General features: G+C 66.2%; 16 protein-coding genes and 2 tRNA genes. 12 read left to right on the plus strand and 6 right to left on the minus strand.

The window, feature by feature from the left end:
* Nucleotides 1-9: 9 nt before the first annotated feature.
* Nucleotides 10-867: a hypothetical protein gene (locus AD89_RS0110405; RefSeq protein WP_025778619.1), complete on the minus strand. Its 858-nt coding sequence runs from the start codon at nt 865-867 to the stop codon at nt 10-12.
* A gap of 89 nt (nt 868-956) precedes the next feature.
* On the opposite strand from AD89_RS0110405, the gene AD89_RS0110410 reads away from it, so the two are divergent.
* Together AD89_RS0110410 and AD89_RS0110415 are read left to right on the plus strand one after the other, a co-directional pair.
* Nucleotides 957-2,288, plus strand: coding sequence for a glutaminase (locus tag AD89_RS0110410; RefSeq protein WP_025778622.1), 1,332 nt, complete (start codon nt 957-959; stop codon nt 2,286-2,288).
* A gap of 227 nt (nt 2,289-2,515) precedes the next feature.
* Complete coding sequence (locus tag AD89_RS0110415) at nt 2,516-3,334, plus strand: siderophore-interacting protein (RefSeq protein WP_025778623.1); 819 nt, start codon at nt 2,516-2,518, stop codon at nt 3,332-3,334.
* Nucleotides 3,335-3,467: 133 nt separating this feature from the next.
* On the opposite strand, the gene AD89_RS18455 is transcribed toward AD89_RS0110415, so the two are convergent.
* The 4 genes from AD89_RS18455 to AD89_RS0110435 all read right to left on the minus strand — a co-directional run bounded on the left by AD89_RS18455 (nt 3,468) and on the right by AD89_RS0110435 (nt 7,982).
* Entirely contained in the window at nt 3,468-5,642 is a 2,175-nt protein-coding gene (locus AD89_RS18455; protein ID WP_025778624.1) for a choice-of-anchor I family protein, read from the minus strand.
* A 230-nt stretch (nt 5,643-5,872) separates the two neighbouring features.
* Nucleotides 5,873-6,790 carry a dihydrodipicolinate synthase family protein gene (locus AD89_RS0110425; protein ID WP_035320456.1) on the minus strand — a complete coding sequence of 306 codons (918 nt, stop codon included), beginning with the start codon at nt 6,788-6,790 and terminating at the stop codon, nt 5,873-5,875.
* 108 nt (nt 6,791-6,898) lie between these two features.
* On the minus strand, nt 6,899-7,744 hold the full coding sequence (locus AD89_RS0110430; protein WP_025778626.1) for a ribokinase: 846 nt from the start codon (nt 7,742-7,744) through the stop codon (nt 6,899-6,901).
* Between the two features lie 165 nt (nt 7,745-7,909).
* A tRNA-His gene (locus tag AD89_RS0110435) sits at nt 7,910-7,982 on the minus strand.
* A 227-nt stretch (nt 7,983-8,209) separates the two neighbouring features.
* On the opposite strand from AD89_RS0110435, the gene AD89_RS0110440 reads away from it, so the two are divergent.
* From AD89_RS0110440 to AD89_RS0110470, 6 genes are all read left to right on the plus strand, one after another.
* Complete coding sequence (locus AD89_RS0110440; protein ID WP_025778627.1) at nt 8,210-9,829, plus strand: hypothetical protein; 1,620 nt, start codon at nt 8,210-8,212, stop codon at nt 9,827-9,829.
* A gap of 224 nt (nt 9,830-10,053) precedes the next feature.
* Complete coding sequence (locus AD89_RS0110445) at nt 10,054-11,685, plus strand: hypothetical protein (protein WP_025778629.1); 1,632 nt, start codon at nt 10,054-10,056, stop codon at nt 11,683-11,685.
* A gap of 6 nt (nt 11,686-11,691) precedes the next feature.
* Complete coding sequence (locus tag AD89_RS18460; RefSeq protein ID WP_025778631.1) at nt 11,692-12,066, plus strand: cytidine deaminase; 375 nt, start codon at nt 11,692-11,694, stop codon at nt 12,064-12,066.
* A 226-nt stretch (nt 12,067-12,292) separates the two neighbouring features.
* On the plus strand, nt 12,293-12,577 hold the full coding sequence (locus tag AD89_RS0110460; RefSeq protein ID WP_025778633.1) for a DUF3618 domain-containing protein: 285 nt from the start codon (nt 12,293-12,295) through the stop codon (nt 12,575-12,577).
* Complete coding sequence (locus AD89_RS0110465) at nt 12,570-12,890, plus strand: GroES family chaperonin (protein WP_025778635.1); 321 nt, start codon at nt 12,570-12,572, stop codon at nt 12,888-12,890. The genes AD89_RS0110460 and AD89_RS0110465 overlap by 8 nt, the downstream gene beginning before the upstream one ends.
* A gap of 139 nt (nt 12,891-13,029) precedes the next feature.
* Nucleotides 13,030-13,102, plus strand: a tRNA-Lys gene (locus tag AD89_RS0110470).
* A gap of 351 nt (nt 13,103-13,453) precedes the next feature.
* Here the strand turns inward: AD89_RS0110470 and AD89_RS0110475 are convergent.
* Nucleotides 13,454-14,092, minus strand: a complete 639-nt coding sequence (locus AD89_RS0110475) for a GntR family transcriptional regulator (RefSeq protein WP_025778637.1) — start codon at nt 14,090-14,092, stop codon at nt 13,454-13,456.
* Between the two features lie 179 nt (nt 14,093-14,271).
* Here AD89_RS0110475 and AD89_RS0110480 point away from each other — a divergent pair, with 179 nt between their 5' ends.
* From AD89_RS0110480 to AD89_RS0110495, 4 genes are read left to right on the plus strand one after another with little or no spacing between them, the layout of a single operon-like run.
* On the plus strand, nt 14,272-15,603 hold the full coding sequence (locus AD89_RS0110480; protein WP_025778639.1) for a divalent metal cation transporter: 1,332 nt from the start codon (nt 14,272-14,274) through the stop codon (nt 15,601-15,603).
* Nucleotides 15,600-16,391 (plus strand): LamB/YcsF family protein, encoded by a 792-nt coding sequence (locus AD89_RS0110485; protein WP_197021740.1) that lies wholly within the window; start codon nt 15,600-15,602, stop codon nt 16,389-16,391. Before AD89_RS0110480 ends, AD89_RS0110485 begins: the two co-directional genes overlap by 4 nt.
* Nucleotides 16,388-17,206, plus strand: coding sequence for a putative hydro-lyase (locus tag AD89_RS0110490; protein ID WP_025778643.1), 819 nt, complete (start codon nt 16,388-16,390; stop codon nt 17,204-17,206). The genes AD89_RS0110485 and AD89_RS0110490 overlap by 4 nt, the downstream gene beginning before the upstream one ends.
* Nucleotides 17,203-18,939 carry a carboxyltransferase domain-containing protein gene (locus AD89_RS0110495; RefSeq protein WP_081770430.1) on the plus strand — a complete coding sequence of 579 codons (1,737 nt, stop codon included), beginning with the start codon at nt 17,203-17,205 and terminating at the stop codon, nt 18,937-18,939. The genes AD89_RS0110490 and AD89_RS0110495 overlap by 4 nt, the downstream gene beginning before the upstream one ends.

Below are 18,939 nucleotides of genomic sequence, written 5' to 3' on the forward strand. Positions count from 1 at the left end.
CGCTCATCCCTACCTTTCAGACGCGGGGATCGGGGACGCCGTCATTCCTGCAGGAGGAGCGAAGGCGATGATTTCACGGCTGTCGGCTACGGACTCCCGCCACACCACGTGCGCGCCGGTATCAGAGTCATCAGCATCATCGACCCGAGCGAATGATTCAGCGTCACAGCCGTCGCCGAGGTCGAAGTCGACGTTGTCGGCAGGACAGTAGACGGGCCCGTCGGTGTCGATGTCGAGCGTATGTGTCTTCTGAGCGAGCTGACCATTGCCGAGGGCGGGGACGGGCACGGCGAAGAATTCCTCGCCGTCCACGGAGATGAACACGTCATCGAGGGCATACTCGAGCTCGATGACATGACGACCTTCGCTCCACTGCACGGACCGTCCGTCGGAATCCTGCGGGGTGATTTCGACGTGCACCGCCGGATGGTCGAAGCCCTTCTGCTCCGACTCGTCGACGTCGATGTTCAGCTCTCCGAGAGTCTTCGGTGAGTCCTGAGTCGAATCATCGGCTGTGCTCAGCTCGACTGCGCTCAGCGACGACAGTGTCGGCATCATCGCCAGTCGGCGGTCGGTCTGCGGATCTTGACCCACCCCTGCGTCACTGATCCACAGACCGACAGGTTGTCCGTTCTCGGGTGGGGTTTCGAAGATCAGCCTTTGGCGAATCTGCACGGTCCCGTCTCTGCGCGGGGCCACCTCGGTGATGGTCTCCTGCGGGGTCAGCGCATGTTCGGACAGCCTCGTGGTCTCGTGGTGGGGCGGTGTGGACCGCAGCACCAACGCGGTCACGATCACGCCGATGACAACGACGGTGACCGCGGTGAACGCGAGGCCGACGAGGAGGGGCAACTTGGTCCGTGTCATGGTTCCAACGTAGTATCGGGCCGGTGTCAGCGCAGGCACGAGCGATGCCAGTCCTGGAACAACCGACTACAACTGCAGCAGGAGGTGCCATGCGATCGCCCATCCCGGATTTCCTCGATGAGACGCTCGAACGATTCCGACCGGACCGGTCCGGGGAGAATGCGGACTACATCCCGGACCTTGCCTCAGCGGATCCGGAGAAGCTCGCGATCTGCATCTCCACCCTCGACGGCGTCGAGTACACTTCCGGTGATGCCGACTTCGAGTTCTCGATCCAGTCGATGTCGAAGCCCTTCATCTACGGTCTCGCCCTCGAGCAGGAGGGCCTGGCCGGAGTGCTCGAGCACGTCGGCGTCGAACCCAGCGGTGAGAAGTTCAATGAGCTCTCGCTGGACAAGAAGTCGGGCCGACCGCTCAACCCGATGATCAACGCCGGGGCGATGACAATCCACTCCGTCCTCGGCGATCCCGGTGCAGGACTGGCCGAACGCACCGAGATCGTGCGCGCGGGCCTCTCCCGCTTCGCCGGCCGGGAGCTGTCGATCGACGAATCGGTGGCCGACGGGGAGTGGCGCGAAGCCTACCGCAACGTCGCCATTGCGAACATGCTCCGCTCCTACGACATCTTCTATGACGACCCCGACGAGGTGGTCCGCGGCTATATCGAACAGTGCGCGATCACCGTCACCGTCAAAGACCTCGCAATCATGGCCTCGACGCTGGCCGGCGGCGGCATCAACCCGCTGACCGGGGAACGGGTGCTCTCCCCCAGGGTCAACCGGCAGGTGCTCGCAGTCATGATGACGTGCGGCATGTACGACGCAGCCGGCGACTGGATGACGGAGATCGGGATTCCCGCCAAGAGCGGTGTCTCCGGCGGAGTCTTCGGTGTCATGCCCGGTCAGGTCGGCATCGCCACGTTCTCCCCGCGCCTGGACAGGCACGGCACGAGCGTCCGCGGAGCGAAGATCTTCCAGGACCTCTCCGACCGCCTGAGCCTGCACATCATGGATGCGCCGGAACCGGCACGGTCGATCATCCGCCGTGACCGCCGCTTCGTCGACGCACAGGGCAAGATGGTCCGCATCTGCAGCCTGCAGGGACTCATCCAGTGGAGCGGTTCGGAGAACGTCCTGCGCGCGATGGACGAACCCGGTTCCACCACGAACACCTTCGTCCTCGACCTGCGCCGCGTCAACGAGATCAACTCCGTCGCCCGGAGCATGCTCACCGAGGCGCTGTCACGAATGAAGGACGATGGGATCCGTGTGGTCCTGCTCGACCCCGACGACATGATGCAGTGCAAGGGACCGAACTCCGCTCTTCAGGGCGTGCAGATCCTCGATTCGCTCAAATCAGTCAAAGGACTCAAACGCATCCGCGACGATCGTCGCCGGGAGAAGGCCGACCGGTCCAACTGACCGCGATGGCGGGTGACCGGTTGGCCCACCTGACAGCGACGGTGGGCGGTCGACCGGTCCCACCGACCGCGGGTCCCGACGGTCGACGAGTGCCGCCTGACCGCGACGGCGGGCGGTCGACAAGGATTTGATAAGGTGAGCCTTACCGAACCCCTGCGCCGAGGCGGCTCCTCACTCAGAGCCCGACCGTGAGCTTCCAGGGGCACCCCGTTTGAGAAAGGCCGCCCGTGACGACCGCACCCGACACCCCCGAACGCACCGCACGACCTGCCCGCCGGCAGGCGGTGCTCACCGTCCTCGAGAGGACCGAGGTCAGCCCGCATCTGGTGCGGCTCCGCCTCGGCGGCGATACCTTCGACAACATCAGCTCGAACGATGCGACCGACAAGTACGTCAAACTCCTCTTCTCCGATCCGGCGCATGAGCTCGTCCCACCCTATGATCTGGCGCAGCTGCGCGAGGAGTCTCCCGAGAAGCTGCCGAGCCGGCGCACCTACACGGTGAGGGAGATCGACCTGGAGGAGAAGTGGCTGAGCATCGACTTCGTCATCCACGACGATGACGGAATCGCCGGGCCCTGGGCGAAGAACGCGCAGCCCGGAGACACACTCGTCCTCTCCGGAGCAGGCGGAAAGTACGCCCCCGTTGCCGAGTCCGCCTGGCACCTGCTCATCGCCGACCATTCCGCGATCCCCGCCGTGAGCTCTGCCCTCGAGGCGATGCCCGCCGGAGCCGCCGGGGTCGTCCTGGCGTGCGTCACCGACGAAGCCGATCGCGTTCTGCCTGCAGCGCCTGCCGGCATCGAAGTGAGATGGGTGGACTCGGACGCAGAGCTCATTGCCGCGGTCGAGGAGCTCGAATGGCGTTCGGGCACCCCGCAGGTCTTCGCCCACGGCGAGCGCGAGACGATCAAGATCATCCGCACGATCCTCAAGGACCGCGAAGTCCCGCGGGAGTCGCTGTCGATCTCCGCCTACTGGGCCCGCGGACGCGCCGAGGACCAGTTCCAGGCCGAGAAGCGCGAACCCATCGGCCAGATCGACTGATGTGCCTGCCCGGTCACGCCGACCGCTCGAGTTGCCGTCGACCGCTCACGGCATACTGCGAGCGGTCGACGCTGTGGTGAGCGGTCGGCGCTGTGGTGAGCGGTCGACGCTGAGGTGAGCGGTCGGCGTGGGTTCAGCTGCGGCGGCGGGTGAGGAAGAAGGCCGCTGTGCCGATCGCGATGAGGCCGACGGCGATGCCGCCGAGGATGAGGTACTGACCGAGATCGGCGCCGGTACGCGGCAGCGGATCTCCGTCGGCGTCGCTGGAAGCTTCGGAGTCGTCTGCGTTCGAGCCGGCTGCTGAGTCGCTGCCAGCGCCGGTGTTCGAGTCGCTGTCCGACTCCGCCCCGTCAGCGCCCGTACCGTTGGCGGCCGAGTCCGATTCGCTGCCCGAGTCCGATTCGCGGCCGGAGTCCGATTCGCTGCCGGCATCGGCCTGAGCATCGTCGTCGGTACCCGCATCCTCGTTCGCACCCGCGTTTTGGTCAGCGCCGGCATCGTCATCGGCACCCGCAGCATCAGCGCCGGCATCGTCATCGGCACCCGCAGCATCAGCGCCGGCGTTCTCATCGTCGCCGTCGTCGCCACCGTTCGCGAGATCGGCGACCGAGGAGAGGCTCGTCGTGCCCGAGACCTCGTTGCCGACGACGAGCGCGGCCTCTCCCGTCGGCGACTCGTCCGCGTTGAGGAACGTGAGGCCCTCCGGCCCGAGGTCTCCGGCGCTCGAGAGCAGCTCAGCCGGATCCGAGGCGTCCTCGATCTCGTCCTCGACGGAGACCGAGAAGTCCCGGTTGTTGAAGTAGGTCGCGAACTTCGGTGCGCTCGGCTCGCTGAGATCGAAGGCGGCGATTCCGCCGATGCGTTCGAAGCCGACGAACGCGTAGGTCCTCTCTCCCACTTCACCGATGGTCAGCGCTTCGGGCTCGGGGCCTTTGTCGTCGCTGCGTCCCTCGAGGTTCGACTCGGAATGGTTGGAGTTGAAGAACTCGGGCACCGCCTCGGCGGTCAGCTTCTCGAACTCGTCCCCGGAATCGGCGACGAGCTTCCCATCGGTCGTCCACACGGAGAACGAGCGGGCACCGAAGGTCACCAGCTCCTCGTAGCAGTCGCCGGCGTCGTTGAGGCCCAGATCGGTGACGATCTTCAGTCGCCCGAGATCCTCATCGCCGAGCTTGTCGGCCAGCGGCGAGGTCTCGCACACCGGCGCGAGGCCGTCTTCGCCGAGGTCCTTGACCCTGGCCGCGTCGACGAAGTCACCCCACTCCCGCGAATCGCCCTCGTTCGCGGTCACGAGGTAGTCGGTGCCGCCGGAGGTGAACGTCGAGATCGTGTCGGGCATGTACGCGCCCTTGAGCCCCTCGTATTCGGTGATGTTCACGGTCGGGGCATCCTCGGGATCCCGGTCGGAGGCGTCGAGACCGCTGCCGGCCTGACCGTGGTCCTTCAACCCCAGTGGGAGGATCTCGTCCACCTCGGCCGCAGCGATGTCGACGACCGCGATCGCGTTCGCCTCCTGCAGGGTGGCGTAGGCCTTGTCCCCTGCGACCGTGATGTACTCGGGTTCGAGGTTGCGCGAGATCGGCAGATCGTCTTCGGGTGTGGGTCCGACGATCCGCACATCCTCGGGCAGCGTCTTCGCACCGCCGTCCTCGAACTCGTGGAAGTCCGCGGTGTGCACATCCGTCTCCGACGGAGCGGCCACCTCGGCGGGGAGATCGATGACGGACACCGAGCCTTCCGGGTCGGTCGAGAAATCATCGGCCGGTTCGCCCTCGTTCGCGACCAGGGCGTGAGTGCCGTCCGGGGTGACGGTGACCATATCGGGCAGGGAGCCGACGGGAACCTCGCCGAGGATGTCCGCTCCGGGGTCGTTCGCGTCGAAGAACATCACGGTTCCCGGCTGCGTCTTGTCCTGGTTCTCGAGGGCGATGACGCCGAGGCCGTCCTCGCGAACGGAGATCGAGTTCGCGACTCCCGTGCCGGTGATCTCGGAGATCTTCGTCGGGTTTGTCGGGTCGGAGGCGTCGATGACGTCGACGGTGGCGGCCTGGGCGTTGACGGTGAAGACCGTGTCACCGTGGACGGCGGTGATCTCAGCGGCGGATTCGTCGACCTGTCCGGTCTCATGGGAGCCGAGGAAACCCATGTCGATCTGCGCGTCCGAGGCCGAGGAGCTGATCGGGGAGTCCACTTCTGCGGCATGGGCGGTGCTCACACCGGTCGCCGTGCCGCCGACGGTGAAGCCGGTGGCCAGCAGGAGTGCGGCGGTCGAAGCCGTCAGCGACTTCGCGGACAGTGGGATCGTCATCGGTTCTCCGGGTTCGATTGGGTGTCGCGGGCCGATTGAACCCGCAAACACCTATTCATAGGCACCCGGAATGGACCGGTTCCGAACCGCAGGTGGACTGATGGTGAACTCGTCTGCCCGGCGACGACGCGCCGACCGCTCACGTTGCCGTCGCTGTACCAGGGTGTGCGGTGCGCGGTCGGCGGAGACGTCAGCGCTCGGCGAGGTTCGGGGTCAGCCGAGGTTCGGGGTCAGGCGAGGTCGAGGCGCTCGGCCACCTCGGCGACTTTCCGCTTCGCTGCGGCGTCGAGATCGCGGACCGGCAGGGGAAGGCTGCCGGCACCGACGAGCCCGAGGTGTTCGGCGACGGCGGCACTCACGCGCAGGCTTCCGCCGAATTCGGTGAACAGATCCCACAGCGGCTGCAGCTCGGCGGAGAGTTCGCGGGCCAGCTGCGCATTGCCGAGTTCCGCGGCTCGTGTGATCTCGAGCAGCGGCTCGGGGATGGTGCCGCCGACGGCCGTGTACCAGGCATCGCAGCCGGCGATGAGGCCCTCAGCACCATGAGCGTCGCCGGAGACGCCGATCGTGACCTCGTCGCCGACGGCGGCCCGGATCTCACCGATGCGCTCCTGCCACCCGGCAGGTGAGGCCGGGGTTCCGGGGATCTTGATCGAGGCCACTCCGTCGAGGGCCGACAGACGGGCGTAGAGCTCGGTGGTGAACGTGAAGTGCGTGGTGCCGGGGTTGTCGTAGACGACGACGGGCAGGTCGGTGGACTCGTTGACCGTGCGGAAGAGGCCGAACACCTCGTCGTCGGTCAGCGGCTGATAGCTCACCGGCGCCAACAGCAGTCCGTGGGCTCCGGCGGCTTCGGCCGAGGCGACATTGGCCAGCACATCCCTCGTCCGCAGCGCCCCGACGCCGACGAAGACGGGAATGTCGAGAGCGGATTCGACCGTCAACGCAGCCACTCGGGCACGCTCATCGGTGTCGAGATACGCGTAAGAACCGGTCGAACCCAACGCTGTGATCGAGTCGACTCCGGCGAGGACGAGGCGTTCGATGAGCCCGACGAAGGCATCCTCGTCGAGGGAATCATCTTTCAGCGGCGTCAGCGGGAAGGCACTCAGCCCGGTGAACAGGGACGCGTCGGGGGTGTTCGTCAATGGTCCTCCTCGGGTGGATGTGGGCCGCCGATGGCGCGAACCTTGTGTGGCGGCAACGAGCCTCGGGCGGCAGCAGCGGATGGGTCCGTCTGAGTTCAGTCTGCCAGGTCAGTCGACGGCGGACAGGTACGTCTCGAACACGTCGAGCTCCGGTTGGGCGGAGGCGACCTCCACGGCGGCCGCGCCCACGGCGTTGGCTGCCCGCAGTGCGCGTTCCGGCGCGAGTCCGCTGATCAGGCCGATGGTCAGGGCCGCGCAGTAAGCGTCTCCGGCGCCGACTGCGCTCACGGGGGTCGATTCGACCGCCTCGGCGAAGGCGATCTGCTCACCCTTCTGCAGCAGTGCCGATCCCTTCGCCCCATAGGTGACGGCCACGAGCTGCCCGGTCTGCAGCTGCGGCAGCCGGCAGTATTCGGTCTCGTTGACGATGATGAGATCGGCACGATCGACCACCTCGGCGGGCAGAGGACGGGCGGGAGCCGCGTTGACGGCGAGGAACCCGGGCACACGCTGGGCGAGTTCGACGATGAGGTCGAGGGGGATCTCGAGCTGAGTGAGCACGGCCTCGTCGGCACCGAATTCGATTCCTGCGAGGCTGACTGAAGCATTCGCACCTTCGCACACGGCGATCTGGTTCTCACCGGCGGCGTCGACCATGATGAGCGCGGTCCCGGTCTCGGCGGTCGCCTCGGCGATGTCATCGGTCCGCACGCCGGCGGCACGGAGCGCTTCGAGCATCGCCCGGCCGTCGGAGTCGCGACCGACCGCACCGATCATGCGGGTCCGCGCACCGAGGCGGGCGGCCGCTGCGGCCTGATTCGCGCCCTTCCCACCGGGCGAGCGCGACAGTCGGCCGCCTCCCACGGTCTCACCGGCGGCGGGAAGTCGGGAGGTCGTGGCGGTGATGTCGGCGTTGATGCTGCCGACGACCGTCAGGGAGCAGTCGGTGGTCATGACCTCATTATCGATGATCGCGGGCGGGGCGACGATGACCGTCGACGATCGGGGGTCAGGCGGCGATGACCGTCGACGATCGGGGGTGGGGCGAGTGTGGGCACACGGCGGGAATGAGAGAAGCCCCGTGATCCGTTCGCACAGATCACGGGGCTTCCCGAGCGGGGTGAGTAACGGGACTTGAACCCGCGACATCCGCGACCACAACGCGGCGCTCTACCAGCTGAGCTATACCCACCACATGCGCTGCACCCCAAGGCGCAGACAGCAAGATTTATCGTAACCGCTCCCGCCTGACCCGGGCAAACCAGAACCGCCCCTGAGCCCCGATGAGACGCAGATCTCATTGCGTGCAACGATTCAGTAGAGATCTATAACGGTTTCGGAAAACGGGTAGGAGCACCCCAGGACATTCATTAGTATTGACTCGGCCCTGCCCTCGATGACTGTCAAGGAACCCTGTACATGCCTCGTGCGTTGATCTCCGTCTCCGACGACGGGTTCACCTACACCACCCTCAACGGGGCGACGAGTCGCTATTCGGACACCGGGCAGGCCATCTCCTACCTCAGCGACTATGCCAAGGAGACCGCGACTCCCCTGACCGTGACGATCGATGATGGGTCGAAGAAGACCGAGATCGGCATCGATGAGAACGGGAAAGTCGGGGCGGCCCCCACGCAGGACACCGGCGCCGAGGCGGCCGTGGACGAAGCGTCCGCCGCGGCGTCCACGGATGGTTCGGATGGTTCGGCGCAGGCGCCCGGACATCCGGAGCCTTCCGACCAGAAGGCAAAGGGCCAGAGCTCGAACGGTGACAGCTACCCGCTGGGCACCCCGTTCTCCGGACCGGCCGCGCCGGCCACGCCGACGGTGAAGAAGACCCCGGTGCGCAGACGATCGGCCCGTAAACGTCCGCAGCGGCTGAAGAAGATCACCGTCCCCGGGCTCGTGCTCATCGGTCTGGCGATCCTCATGATCGGCGCATTCGTCGTTCCCAACATCGTCCCCGTCGACTCCCCCGACACCCCGCAGACGATCGGCTCGGAACAGCAGGTCAACCCCGCCTCCGAACTCTCCGTCGACAAGGCCCAAGACGTTGTGCCCAGCTACGACAATTCCCCGGCCTGGGAAGCCGAGGTCCCCAGACGCGCCTCCGTGACGGCTTCTGATCGCGGAGTCCTCCTCGTCAACGACAACCGCCTCGAAGTCCTCGATGCAGACACCGGCCGGTCTCGGTACAAAGCCAAGATTGACGAGTCCCCGACCTTCGCCGTCGACACCGTCATCGACGGACGGCCGGCCCTGCTGTGGCAGTCGGGCGATACCGCCGAGGCGCTCTTCGACGGGAAATCGAAGCCGAAGACCTACCAGCTGCCGGAGAACGCACGCATCACCTCGGCCGGCAAGAGCGTGCTCATCAAATCGGGCAACAAGCTCTCGACATTCGGCGCCGATGGGCTGGAAGACGTACCCACCCCGCAGGCCGGGTCGACACCGATGGCCATCGACGACGATGAGCTCTTCAGCTCGGACTGGAACGGTCCGGTCACGGCGCAGAACATCGAGACCGGCGACGAGCGCAGCATCAAGCTCGAAAGGCCCGGCGACGACCTGAAGATCATCGACTGGATCTCGGCCGGCCACGGCAAGGCGATCACGCTGTGGGGCGAACAGGGGGCCTCGACGAACTCGGGCCACAGGATCCAGATCGTCGTCCACTCCCTCGACGATGGGTCGATCCTCTCGACCGTGACCACGACGACCGACATCGTCGGCGAGAAGTCCTGGGTGCGCGGACAGGCCGGAAAGCGCGCCTATATCGGCCCCTATCTCTTCGATCTCGAGTCGGGTCTGCTGCTCATGGACGTCTCAAGCCGCGACATCCATCTCTCCGAACCGCGCGGAACGATCGTGCCCTGCACGATGGACACGAACACCTCATGCCTGCTCGCCGGAAAGCAGGCGTTCAAGACAGACACCGATCTGCTGGCCGTCGTCGATGAAGGCAACGAGGCGCTGGTGCTCGGCGATGACTCGACCGTTCGGGCCTACCCGAAGAAGTCCGAGACGCAGGATCGCTGATTCCCGGCAGAGGTCGCCGGTTCCCGGTGGGGAACGTCGGCGACAGGTCTTCGGTAGCGGATCGTCGGCCCCGGACCGCCGCTCTGTCACGGATCCCGCGGCACGGCGAAACACGCCTATGGCTTTAACACATCTGGCCGAGACATTAGGATAGTGCCCGATGTGTCTGAACGTCATGTCCCCTTGACCCAATGAAGTCGGAATCCCCACCGCGAAGGAACGTAGTGCCAGTCTCACTCAGGTTCAGCCGCAGAGCCGCCGCAATCGGCGCCGCGCTTGCCCTGGCAGCACTGCCGATCTCGGCGACGTTCTCTCCCGCACTCGCCCAGCCGAGTCCCACCCACACGGCCGACGCCAGTACGAGTTCCGAGGCAGGTGCTTCTGCGGGAACAGATTCCGCTTCAAGTGATGACGCAGATTCGACGGCAAACAGCGTGGACGCCACCGACGCCGATTCGAGCAGCGCCGACAATGGTGTGACCGAAGTCGAGGGTGTGACCGACGACAACTCAGTTCCGGGTCCCGATGAAGACGGTGACAAGGCCTGCAAGGACCAGGAGTGGACCTCGGACGAACCGTGCGAAATCGACGGTGAACTCACCGCCGAATGGCAGAACGTCGGCCATCAACTGTCCGTCCCGGCCAACGACCAGGAAATAGGCGCCGGCACCCTGCCGAAGAGCTGGGTCGGAAAGTCTTTCGAAGCCCCGGAACAGGCGATGAAGCGGATTCCCGCACAGTCTTCCACCAGCGATGCCGCTGATTCGGCCGCGAATGATTCGGACACCGACGACAGCGGGCAGTCCGTTGCAGAAGCGACCGCTGCAGCAGCACCCACTGAATACCATTTCAATGACAAAGGTCAGATCGTTGCCGACGGTCAGACCGATGCGATGGACTTCGAGGAGTTCGCTCCCTCCGGACCGAACCCCGAATGGACTTTCACGGTCGATGACGAGGGCCAGATCGTCGCCGAGGGTCAGCAGTACCCCGACGACGACGGGGCCGAAGCATCGAGCGACCCGGATGGCTCGTCCTCCGCCGATTCGACCGCCGGCGCCGATGAGAACGGTTCGACAGACAGCGATCCCGCTCCGACGGCGGATGGGTCGACCTCGTCCGACGGCGACACTTCCGACAGCGACACCGGTGGTGGCAAGACCGCCAACAAGGACGGTGTCACCTCCGACGACGGCTCCACGAGCGACCGCGACGCCGGCACGGACGGGGCGTCGTCGGACAGCGACACCTCTGATGACAGCGCCACCTCGACCGATGGCGGCACCTCGTCGGATTCGGGATCGAATGACAGTGCGAACGCCTCGGGCGACTCGGACTCCGGCGGCAGAGAATCCGACGCCGACACCGTTTCGGGCTCCGACGGCTCTCGCAGCAGCGATTCCGACAGCTCGGGTTCCGATTCGGATTCCGACGAGGACGAAGAGAAGGATTCGGACAAGGACGGTACCGGTTCATCGGTCGGAGCCTCTGACGCCGACGGCACCACCCCCGACCCGTCGAACGGCAATGGCTCCCCGGACGACGAACGCGAAACCATTCCCGGCAACGCCGGTGACGAATGGCTGCCCGGTGACGGTGAGAACACCAAACGCCCCGACTATTCGGACCCGGTGCCACGCAACCCCGAGGAGCCGGCACCCGAAGACGATACGGATCTCATCACGGGTGGAGATCAGCCGTCTCCGCGGGCCAATCAGAATCCGGCGACCTCGTTCGGCGAATCCATCATCTCCACGATCGTCAGCTCCTGGCCCGTCTTCGTCCTCGCCGCTTCCGGCATGGCCGCGGTCGGGTTCATCATCTACCTCATGGGTCGCCGCGGAAAACAGGACTGAGGCCGAATGGAGCTCTTCGACTCCGAACTGCGTATGATCGCCGCTGCCGAAGAGCTCACCGCTGGGCTCGGGGACAATGAGAACCACACCGTCGCCGCTGCCGCGATGGACACCGCCGGGCGCATCCACACCGGAGTCAGTGTCTTCCACGTCACCGGCGGCCCCTGCGCAGAGCTCGTCGCGATCGGTGCCGCCGCAGCCGCGAATGCCGGCCCACTGGTCACGATCGTCGCAGTCGGGAACCAAACACGAGGAGTGCTGGCCCCGTGCGGACGCTGCCGTCAGGTCATCTCTGGCGTACTTCGAGAACACCGAGCATGGCACGCTTCCCGTGGGAGTCGCCTCGGTGATGGTGAAGGGACTCGACGAACTGGAGCCTGAGGATCTCGACCTCACCCGCCCGGGTGGGGTGGAGCGGTATATCCCCGGTCTCCGCGGCCACTACCCGGCGATGCCCGCCGACGCGAACGTCGAGATCGTAAGATTCCGTCGAACCGCGGCCGATATCTGACACTCGCAGTGCCCAGCCGCTAAGCTGGACAGCGAAGCACTGTGGCACAAGGTCACAGACGCAGCAAAGCATTCTCGACCGGGAGGACTCGACCCGATGACTGACAACGTCTACACCTCAGATGTGACCGTCGACCAGGCGACAACCGCGCAGCTCGCGGAGTCGATCCGACTGCGCGAAGAGCGCATCGCCGAGAACATCGACGAGCTCGTCGGCCGCATCCACCCGAAGGTGCTGGCGACGCGCGCCGTTAACAAGGCGAAGTCCGAGGTCGTCGAGGAAGACGGCTCCCCCAAGCCCGAGATCATCGCACTCGGCGCCGGCGCCGTCCTCGGTGTGGCCGCCCTCGTCGTCGGACTCTCCGGTCGCAAGCGTGGCTGATGCCGCACTTCCGATCCGGATGCTCCATGACCGGATCCTGCTCGAACCCAGCGAGGAAGCCGGGGAACGCAGATCCTCGGCGGGCATCGTCATTCCCGCCACCGCCAGCATGGGCAGACGCCTCGTGTGGGGCAAGGTCGTGGCCGCGGGCCCGCATGTGAGGCAGGCCAACCTCGGCGACACCGTCCTCTACGACCCTGAGGAACTCGCCGAGGTGGAGCTCGAGGGACGCGCGTATGTGCTGCTGCGTGAGCGCGACGTCCACGCGATCTCCGAACCGGCCGAGCAGTCGAGTTCCGGGATGTACCTGTAGGGACTGGCCGCTATCTGATCGGGTATCTGACCTGGGGCTTGCGACCTTCATCACAAAATCAAATATGGGCCGATCTCGGTTTGCATGATCGGCAGACACCTGAGTAATATTAATTCTCGTTGCGCAGGAAGCGCGGCACGCACCTCTAGCTCAATTGGCAGAGCAACTGACTCTTAATCAGTGGGTTCCGGGTTCAAGTCCCGGGGGGTGCACAGAGAACTGAGAACCGCTTCTGACATCACGTCGGAGGCGGTTCTTTCGCATTCACCCTTGTCGGCCCACCCTGCTCTCAAGTTCGGTTCACCCTGCTCTCACGTCACCAGGTTCCTCCATGTGCCATCCAGAGCAGGGTGGACCGATTCGCCGGATTGCACCTGCTGCGGCGGCGTCCTGGTTGGGGACCACTCGCGAGCCGCACGGTCCGGCCCTTGGATGGCGGCGGCACCGTTTGAGTCGAAAAGCCCATGTTTGAAACTGTGCTGTCTGACTTCAGGTGGGCTGCCAGCAGATTCGGCTCCGGTCAGGGGCAGGACGAGCGGCTCTCGGCACGGGCAGGGCCCGGTTCAGTCCTGTCCCGCGCGGGCGTAGGCACCGAGAACCTGTCTCTCCGAATCCCCGAGGTAGACGGCAAGCCTGGCAGCGGCGGCCCCCGGCCCATCAGAGCGATAGATCTCGACCACCTCGCGGTTGCGCTCGATGAAAGGCGCATGGAGGAAGTCGAGGACCTCGACCTTGAGGAAGGCCAGGCGCAGCTCGGCGAGCACATTGGCAAACGACCGCATCAACCGCCTGCTGTCCGACAGCGAGACGACGGCATTGTGGAACCCCATGTTCGCCGTGCCGACTTCCAGCCAGTTCTCTTCGGCGGCGAACTTCTCGGCGGCGTCGACGGCCGCCTCCATCCTCACGGCGTTCGGGTGGTTGCGCGGGGCGTGCTCGAGCACAGAGCACTCGACGTGATGACGCACCCGGTAGATGTCGACGACATCGGCGGTGCTCGGTGACGCCACTGAGACGCCTCGGTGCGGGATATGCGTGACCAAGCCCTGCTCACCGAGGACCCGGAACGCCTCGCGCAGGGTATTGCGCGAAACATCGAATTCCTTCGCCAGCGCGGTTTCGGACAGCCGCTCACCGGGGCGCAGCTCTCCCGCGATGAGACGGTCAGTGAGCCTGTTGACCAGGGACGAATCGTGATTCACCTCTCCATCCTACTGAACCGACACCGCAAACTCCCATCCGTCCGTCCACAATCTCACGAAGAAAAATGTGACCCCCGTCTATGTTTGTTCAACAATAGGTGCTAGATTGTTTACCACTTCACGTGTGCCAGGACACAGACATCGCTGTCCTCACCCCATCGACACACGCGAAGGAACTCATGACCACCAGACAGTCGGAGACTCCCATGTCACACGCACCGGAATCCCAACCGCCGGAATCGAGCTCGTCGGACGCAACCGCGTCGGGACGCGCCAATGCCTCGAGTGAGATCGGCTCGAAGATCAGCCGCAGCGCGATCGTCGGGGCCATCTTCCTCATGGCCACCTCGGCGATCGGTCCGGGCTTCATCACCCAGACGGCCACCTTCACGGCTCAGATGGGGGCGGCCTTCGCCTTCGCGATCTTCGCCTCGATCCTCATCGACATCGCCATCCAGCTCAATATCTGGCGGATGGTGACCTCCTCGGGCAAGCGCGCGGCCCAGCTGGCCTCCTCGGCCGTGCCGGGTTCGGGCATCCTCCTGTCCATCCTCATCGTCATCGGCGGACTGGCCTTCAACATCGGCAATATCGCCGGCGGCGGGCTCGGCCTCAACGCACTGCTGGGCATCGACCCGAAACTCGGCGGACTGCTCACCGGCGTGCTCGCGATCGGCATCTTCCTGTTCAAACGCGCCGGAAAGGTCGTCGACACCGTCGTCCTCGTCCTCGGCATCGGGATGATCATCCTCACCTGCATCGTCGCCATCGTCTCGAACCCGCCCGTCGGTGAGGCGCTCAGACAGTCGATCGCACCCGACACCATCAACTTCGCCACCGTGACCACGATCGTCGGCGGCACCGTCGGCGGCTACATCACCTACTCGGGTGCCCACCGCTACCTCGACTCGGGCAAGACCGGCCCGGAGAACGCCGGTTCGGTCATGCGTTCGGCGCTGTCGGGCATCATCGTCACCGGTGTCATGCGCTACATCCTCTTCCTCGCCATCCTCGGCGTCGTCGCCTCCGGAGTCGCCCTCGACCTCGATTCGAGCGTGGCGAACCCCGCCGGTCAGGCCTTCGCAGCAGTCCTCGGCGAGGCGGGAATGCGCATCTTCGGCGCCATCTTCTGGGCCGCGGCACTGAGCTCGGTCATCGGCGCCGCCTACACCTCGGCGACCTTCCTCTCCGCGTTCTCCACGCGCCTCGCGGGCGGTTGGCCGCTGCAGCTGGCGACCGTGGCCTTCATTGTCGTCTCACTCATCGTCTACCTCGCCCTCGGCACGGCACCCGCCACTCTGCTCGTCTTCGTCGGCGGCTTCAACGGCCTCATCCTGCCGATCGGTCTGACGATCTTCATGTACATCGGCTGGTTCCGCCCGCGCCTGCTACGCACGGATTCGTACCCGAAGTGGTTGCTCATCATCGGCACCGCAGCAACACTGGTCACGTGGTACACGGCCACACAGTCCGTCGGCCCCATCTTCGCCATGATCGGAATCGGAGGATGACATTGTCTGTCAACAGCGAACTGAGAATCGACCTCAACTCTGACCTCGGGGAGAACGTGCCCGACCGCGTCGTCAGCGACGATGCGGCCATGCTCGGCCTCGTCACCAGTGCTAACGTCTCCTGCGGGTTCCACGCCGGCAATCCCGAAGGCATCCGCGCAACCGTCGACGCCGCTACGAAGGGCGGAGTCGCCATCGGTGCCCACCCCGGATACGACGACTACGAAGGCTTCGGTCGTCGCGCCCTCGACGTGCCCGCAGCCACCCTGCAGGCCCAGGTCGAATACCAGATCGGTGCCCTCATCGGCCTGACCACTGCCGTCGGCGGAGATGTCTCCTACGTCAAACCCCACGGCGGCCTCTACAACGCGATCGTCCACGATGAGGCGCAGGCGAAGGTCGTCGTCGATGCCGTCAGTGCCATCGACGACTCGCTGGTCTTCCTCGGACTCGCCGGCAGCGTGGCCAACCGCGTCGCCGCCGAATCCGGGCTGACCGTCGCCGCCGAGGCCTTCGCTGACCGGTCCTACAACCCCGACGGTTCCCTGGTCTCCCGGTCGGAGCCGAACGCGGTCCTCCACGATCCCGAGGCCGTAGCCTCCCGCGTCCTGCGCCTCGTCCAGACCGGACAGGTCGAAGCCATCGACGGCAGCCTCGTCGACGTCGATGCGCAGTCCATCTGCTTCCACGGCGACAGCCAGGGATCCATCGACATGGCCCGGGCGGCCCGTGACCTCCTCGAATCCGAAGGCGTCACGATCGCCGCCTTCGCCGGAGCCGAACGATGAGCGCCGCCACCCCCACAGGCACCTCTGCCATGGACACGATGGGGGCTGCCGGTGCGGAAGCCCGCGCACGCATCCGGGCAGGATTCGACGGTCCCACCTCGGGGATGGCGCCGGGACTCGTCCAGGCGAATCTCATCTCCGTCCCCGCGGACTGGGCTTTCGACGTCCTCCTCTTCACCCAGCGCAACCCGAAGCCGTGCCCGGTCGTCGACGTCCTCGAACCCGGACAGCTGGCATCCGCGCTGGCGCCGGGCAGCGATATCCGCACCGACATCCCCGGCTACCGGATCTGGGAGAACGGCGCCCAGACCGACGAAGTCACCGACGCCACTTCAGTCTGGGAGCAGCATCCGGACCTCGTGTCCTTCCTCATCGGCTGTTCATTCACCTTCGAGAACGGGCTCACCGAGGCCGGCATCCCGATCCGCCACCAGGAAGCCGGCCGCAATGTGCCGATGTACCGCACGTCGACCGCGTGCGCCCCGGCCGGTCGGATCAGCGGCGACATGGTCGTGTCCATGCGTCCGATCCCGGCATCCCAGGTCGCCGAGGCGGTGCGTATCACCGACCGCTTCCCCGCCGTCCACGGTGCCCCGATCCACATCGGCGACCCGTCCCAGATCGGCATCGCTGACCTCGACGCGCCCGATTTCGGTGACGCCCCGGTCATCCACGACGGCGACATTCCCGTGTTCTGGGCCTGCGGAGTCACCCCGCAGGCAGCCATCCAGGCCTCGGGAATTCCCTTCGCGATCACACACTCACCTGGGAAGATGTTCATCACCGACGAGCCGGAAGACACCTACCGCCAATGATCTCGACCCCGCTGGCCAGCACCCTGACCTTCCACACCGCCTCGAGGCGCCACCTCCTCGTCGAGTGCGCCGACCTGCCCGCGACGATGGCCCTGCACCACAGCCTCGAAGCCGCTGATCTGCCCGGCGTCACTGAACTCATCCCGGCCGCCCGCACAGTGCTGCTGAGCTTCGACCCCGCACGCACGAGTGCCGAGACGCTGACCGACGCGGTGCGCGGGCTCGGGCACACCGAGTCGGTCTCGGACACGGCCCGGGAGGTCACGATCGATGTCCGCTACGACGGGGACGACCTCGCCGAGGTGGCCGACCTCCTCTCCGTCTCCCCCGCCGAGGTGATCAACCGCCACCAGGCCGCGACCTGGCAGGTCGCGTTCGCCGGCTTCGCTCCCGGCTTCGGCTACCTCGCCGGTGACGACGAGCTCTTCGACGTTCCCCGCCGATCGTCCCCTCGCACGCGTGTGCCCGTGGGCTCGGTGGCTCTGGCCGGTGAGTTCACCGGTGTCTACCCGCGCTCCTCCCCCGGCGGCTGGCAGCTCATCGGACGCACCGATGCGAAGCTGTGGGATCTCGATCGCCAGCCCCCGGCCCTGTTCGTACCCGGCACGATCGTGAAGTTCGCCGAGGCGGGGCGGGAGATCGTCGAGGTCGCGGGCTCGAGTGCGAGGTCGGGTGCCTCAGGTTTCTCGGGTTCGCCAGGTGCGGAAGGTGCGGCGTCGGATTCTGCGGTGGATTCAGCAGCGGATTCGGCATCCGATTCGGCGGCAGCGGCCTCCCATTCCTTCGAGGTGCTGCGTCCCGGGCTGCAGCTGCTCATCCAGGATCTCGGCCGACCAGGTTTCGCCTCGATGGGCGTCTCCGCCGCCGGTGCCGCCGACCGCTCCGCGCTGACCGCGGCCAACCGTCTCGTCGGCAATGCCGAGTCTGCTGCCGGGCTGGAGAGCTTCGGCGGCGGAGTGCTCCTGCGCTCAGCGGGTGACGGCGTCGCCGCGGTCACCGGGGCCACCGGAACGATCACCGTGACCGCTGCCGATGGCACGGTTCTCACGCCCCGCCTCGGCGAGGCCTTTGCCCTGGCCGACGGGGACGAACTCGAACTCGGCCCGGCCGAGCGCGGAGTCCGGCGGTATCTCGCCATCCGCGGTGGAATCGATGTCGACACGGCGCTCGGCAGCAGCTCCGCCGACACCCTGGCCGGGCTCGGTCCGGCCGCTGTGGACAAAGGCACCACGGTGGGAGTGCACGATCCGCGGACGGCGCCCAACCTCGTCGATCCCAATCCCACGCAGCCAAGGGATCTTCCGCAGCCGGGGGAGACCGTGATGCTGAGCGTGACGCGGGGACCGCGCGAGGACTGGTTCACCGAGGCCGGGGTCGAGACTCTGCTGTCACAGGAGTGGACGGTCACCCACGAATCCGACCGGGTGGGCCTGCGCCTGTCCGGTGAGGTTCCACTCGAACGTGCCCGCACGGGCGAGCTGCCCAGCGAAGGCGCGGTCACCGGTGCCCTGCAGGTTCCGCCGAACGGTCAGCCGGTGCTCTTCGGGCCCGACCATCCGCTCACCGGCGGCTATCCGATCATCGCCAGTGTCGATGATGTCGACCTCGCCGCGCAGCTGCCTCCCGGCGTGAAGCTGCGCTTCACCACCTCTGCCCGACCGACGCCGAACGCCCACTCGGCCGAGGCGTCCAGCACCGCTGCAGGGCCCCGCACCAACGAGAACGAAGGCTGA

Origin of the sequence: Brevibacterium sp. VCM10, from assembly GCF_000583215.1 — a bacterium.
In the GTDB taxonomy this organism is placed as follows: Bacteria; Actinomycetota; Actinomycetes; order Actinomycetales; family Brevibacteriaceae; genus Brevibacterium; species Brevibacterium linens.

Coding starts and splice junctions, on each gene's coding strand:
- AD89_RS0110405 (WP_025778619.1), bottom strand. CDS start 867: ATGACACGGACCAAGTTGCCCCTCCTCGTCGGCCTCGCGTTCACCGCG.
- AD89_RS18455 (WP_025778624.1), bottom strand. CDS start 5,642: ATGACGATCCCACTGTCCGCGAAGTCGCTGACGGCTTCGACCGCCGCA.
- AD89_RS0110460 (WP_025778633.1), top strand. CDS start 12,293: ATGACTGACAACGTCTACACCTCAGATGTGACCGTCGACCAGGCGACA.
- AD89_RS0110430 (WP_025778626.1), bottom strand. CDS start 7,744: ATGACCACCGACTGCTCCCTGACGGTCGTCGGCAGCATCAACGCCGAC.
- AD89_RS0110485 (WP_197021740.1), top strand. CDS start 15,600: ATGACATTGTCTGTCAACAGCGAACTGAGAATCGACCTCAACTCTGAC.
- AD89_RS0110495 (WP_081770430.1), top strand. CDS start 17,203: ATGATCTCGACCCCGCTGGCCAGCACCCTGACCTTCCACACCGCCTCG.
- AD89_RS18460 (WP_025778631.1), top strand. CDS start 11,692: ATGGAGCTCTTCGACTCCGAACTGCGTATGATCGCCGCTGCCGAAGAG.
- AD89_RS0110480 (WP_025778639.1), top strand. CDS start 14,272: ATGACCACCAGACAGTCGGAGACTCCCATGTCACACGCACCGGAATCC.
- AD89_RS0110490 (WP_025778643.1), top strand. CDS start 16,388: ATGAGCGCCGCCACCCCCACAGGCACCTCTGCCATGGACACGATGGGG.
- AD89_RS0110410 (WP_025778622.1), top strand. CDS start 957: ATGCGATCGCCCATCCCGGATTTCCTCGATGAGACGCTCGAACGATTC.
- AD89_RS0110440 (WP_025778627.1), top strand. CDS start 8,210: ATGCCTCGTGCGTTGATCTCCGTCTCCGACGACGGGTTCACCTACACC.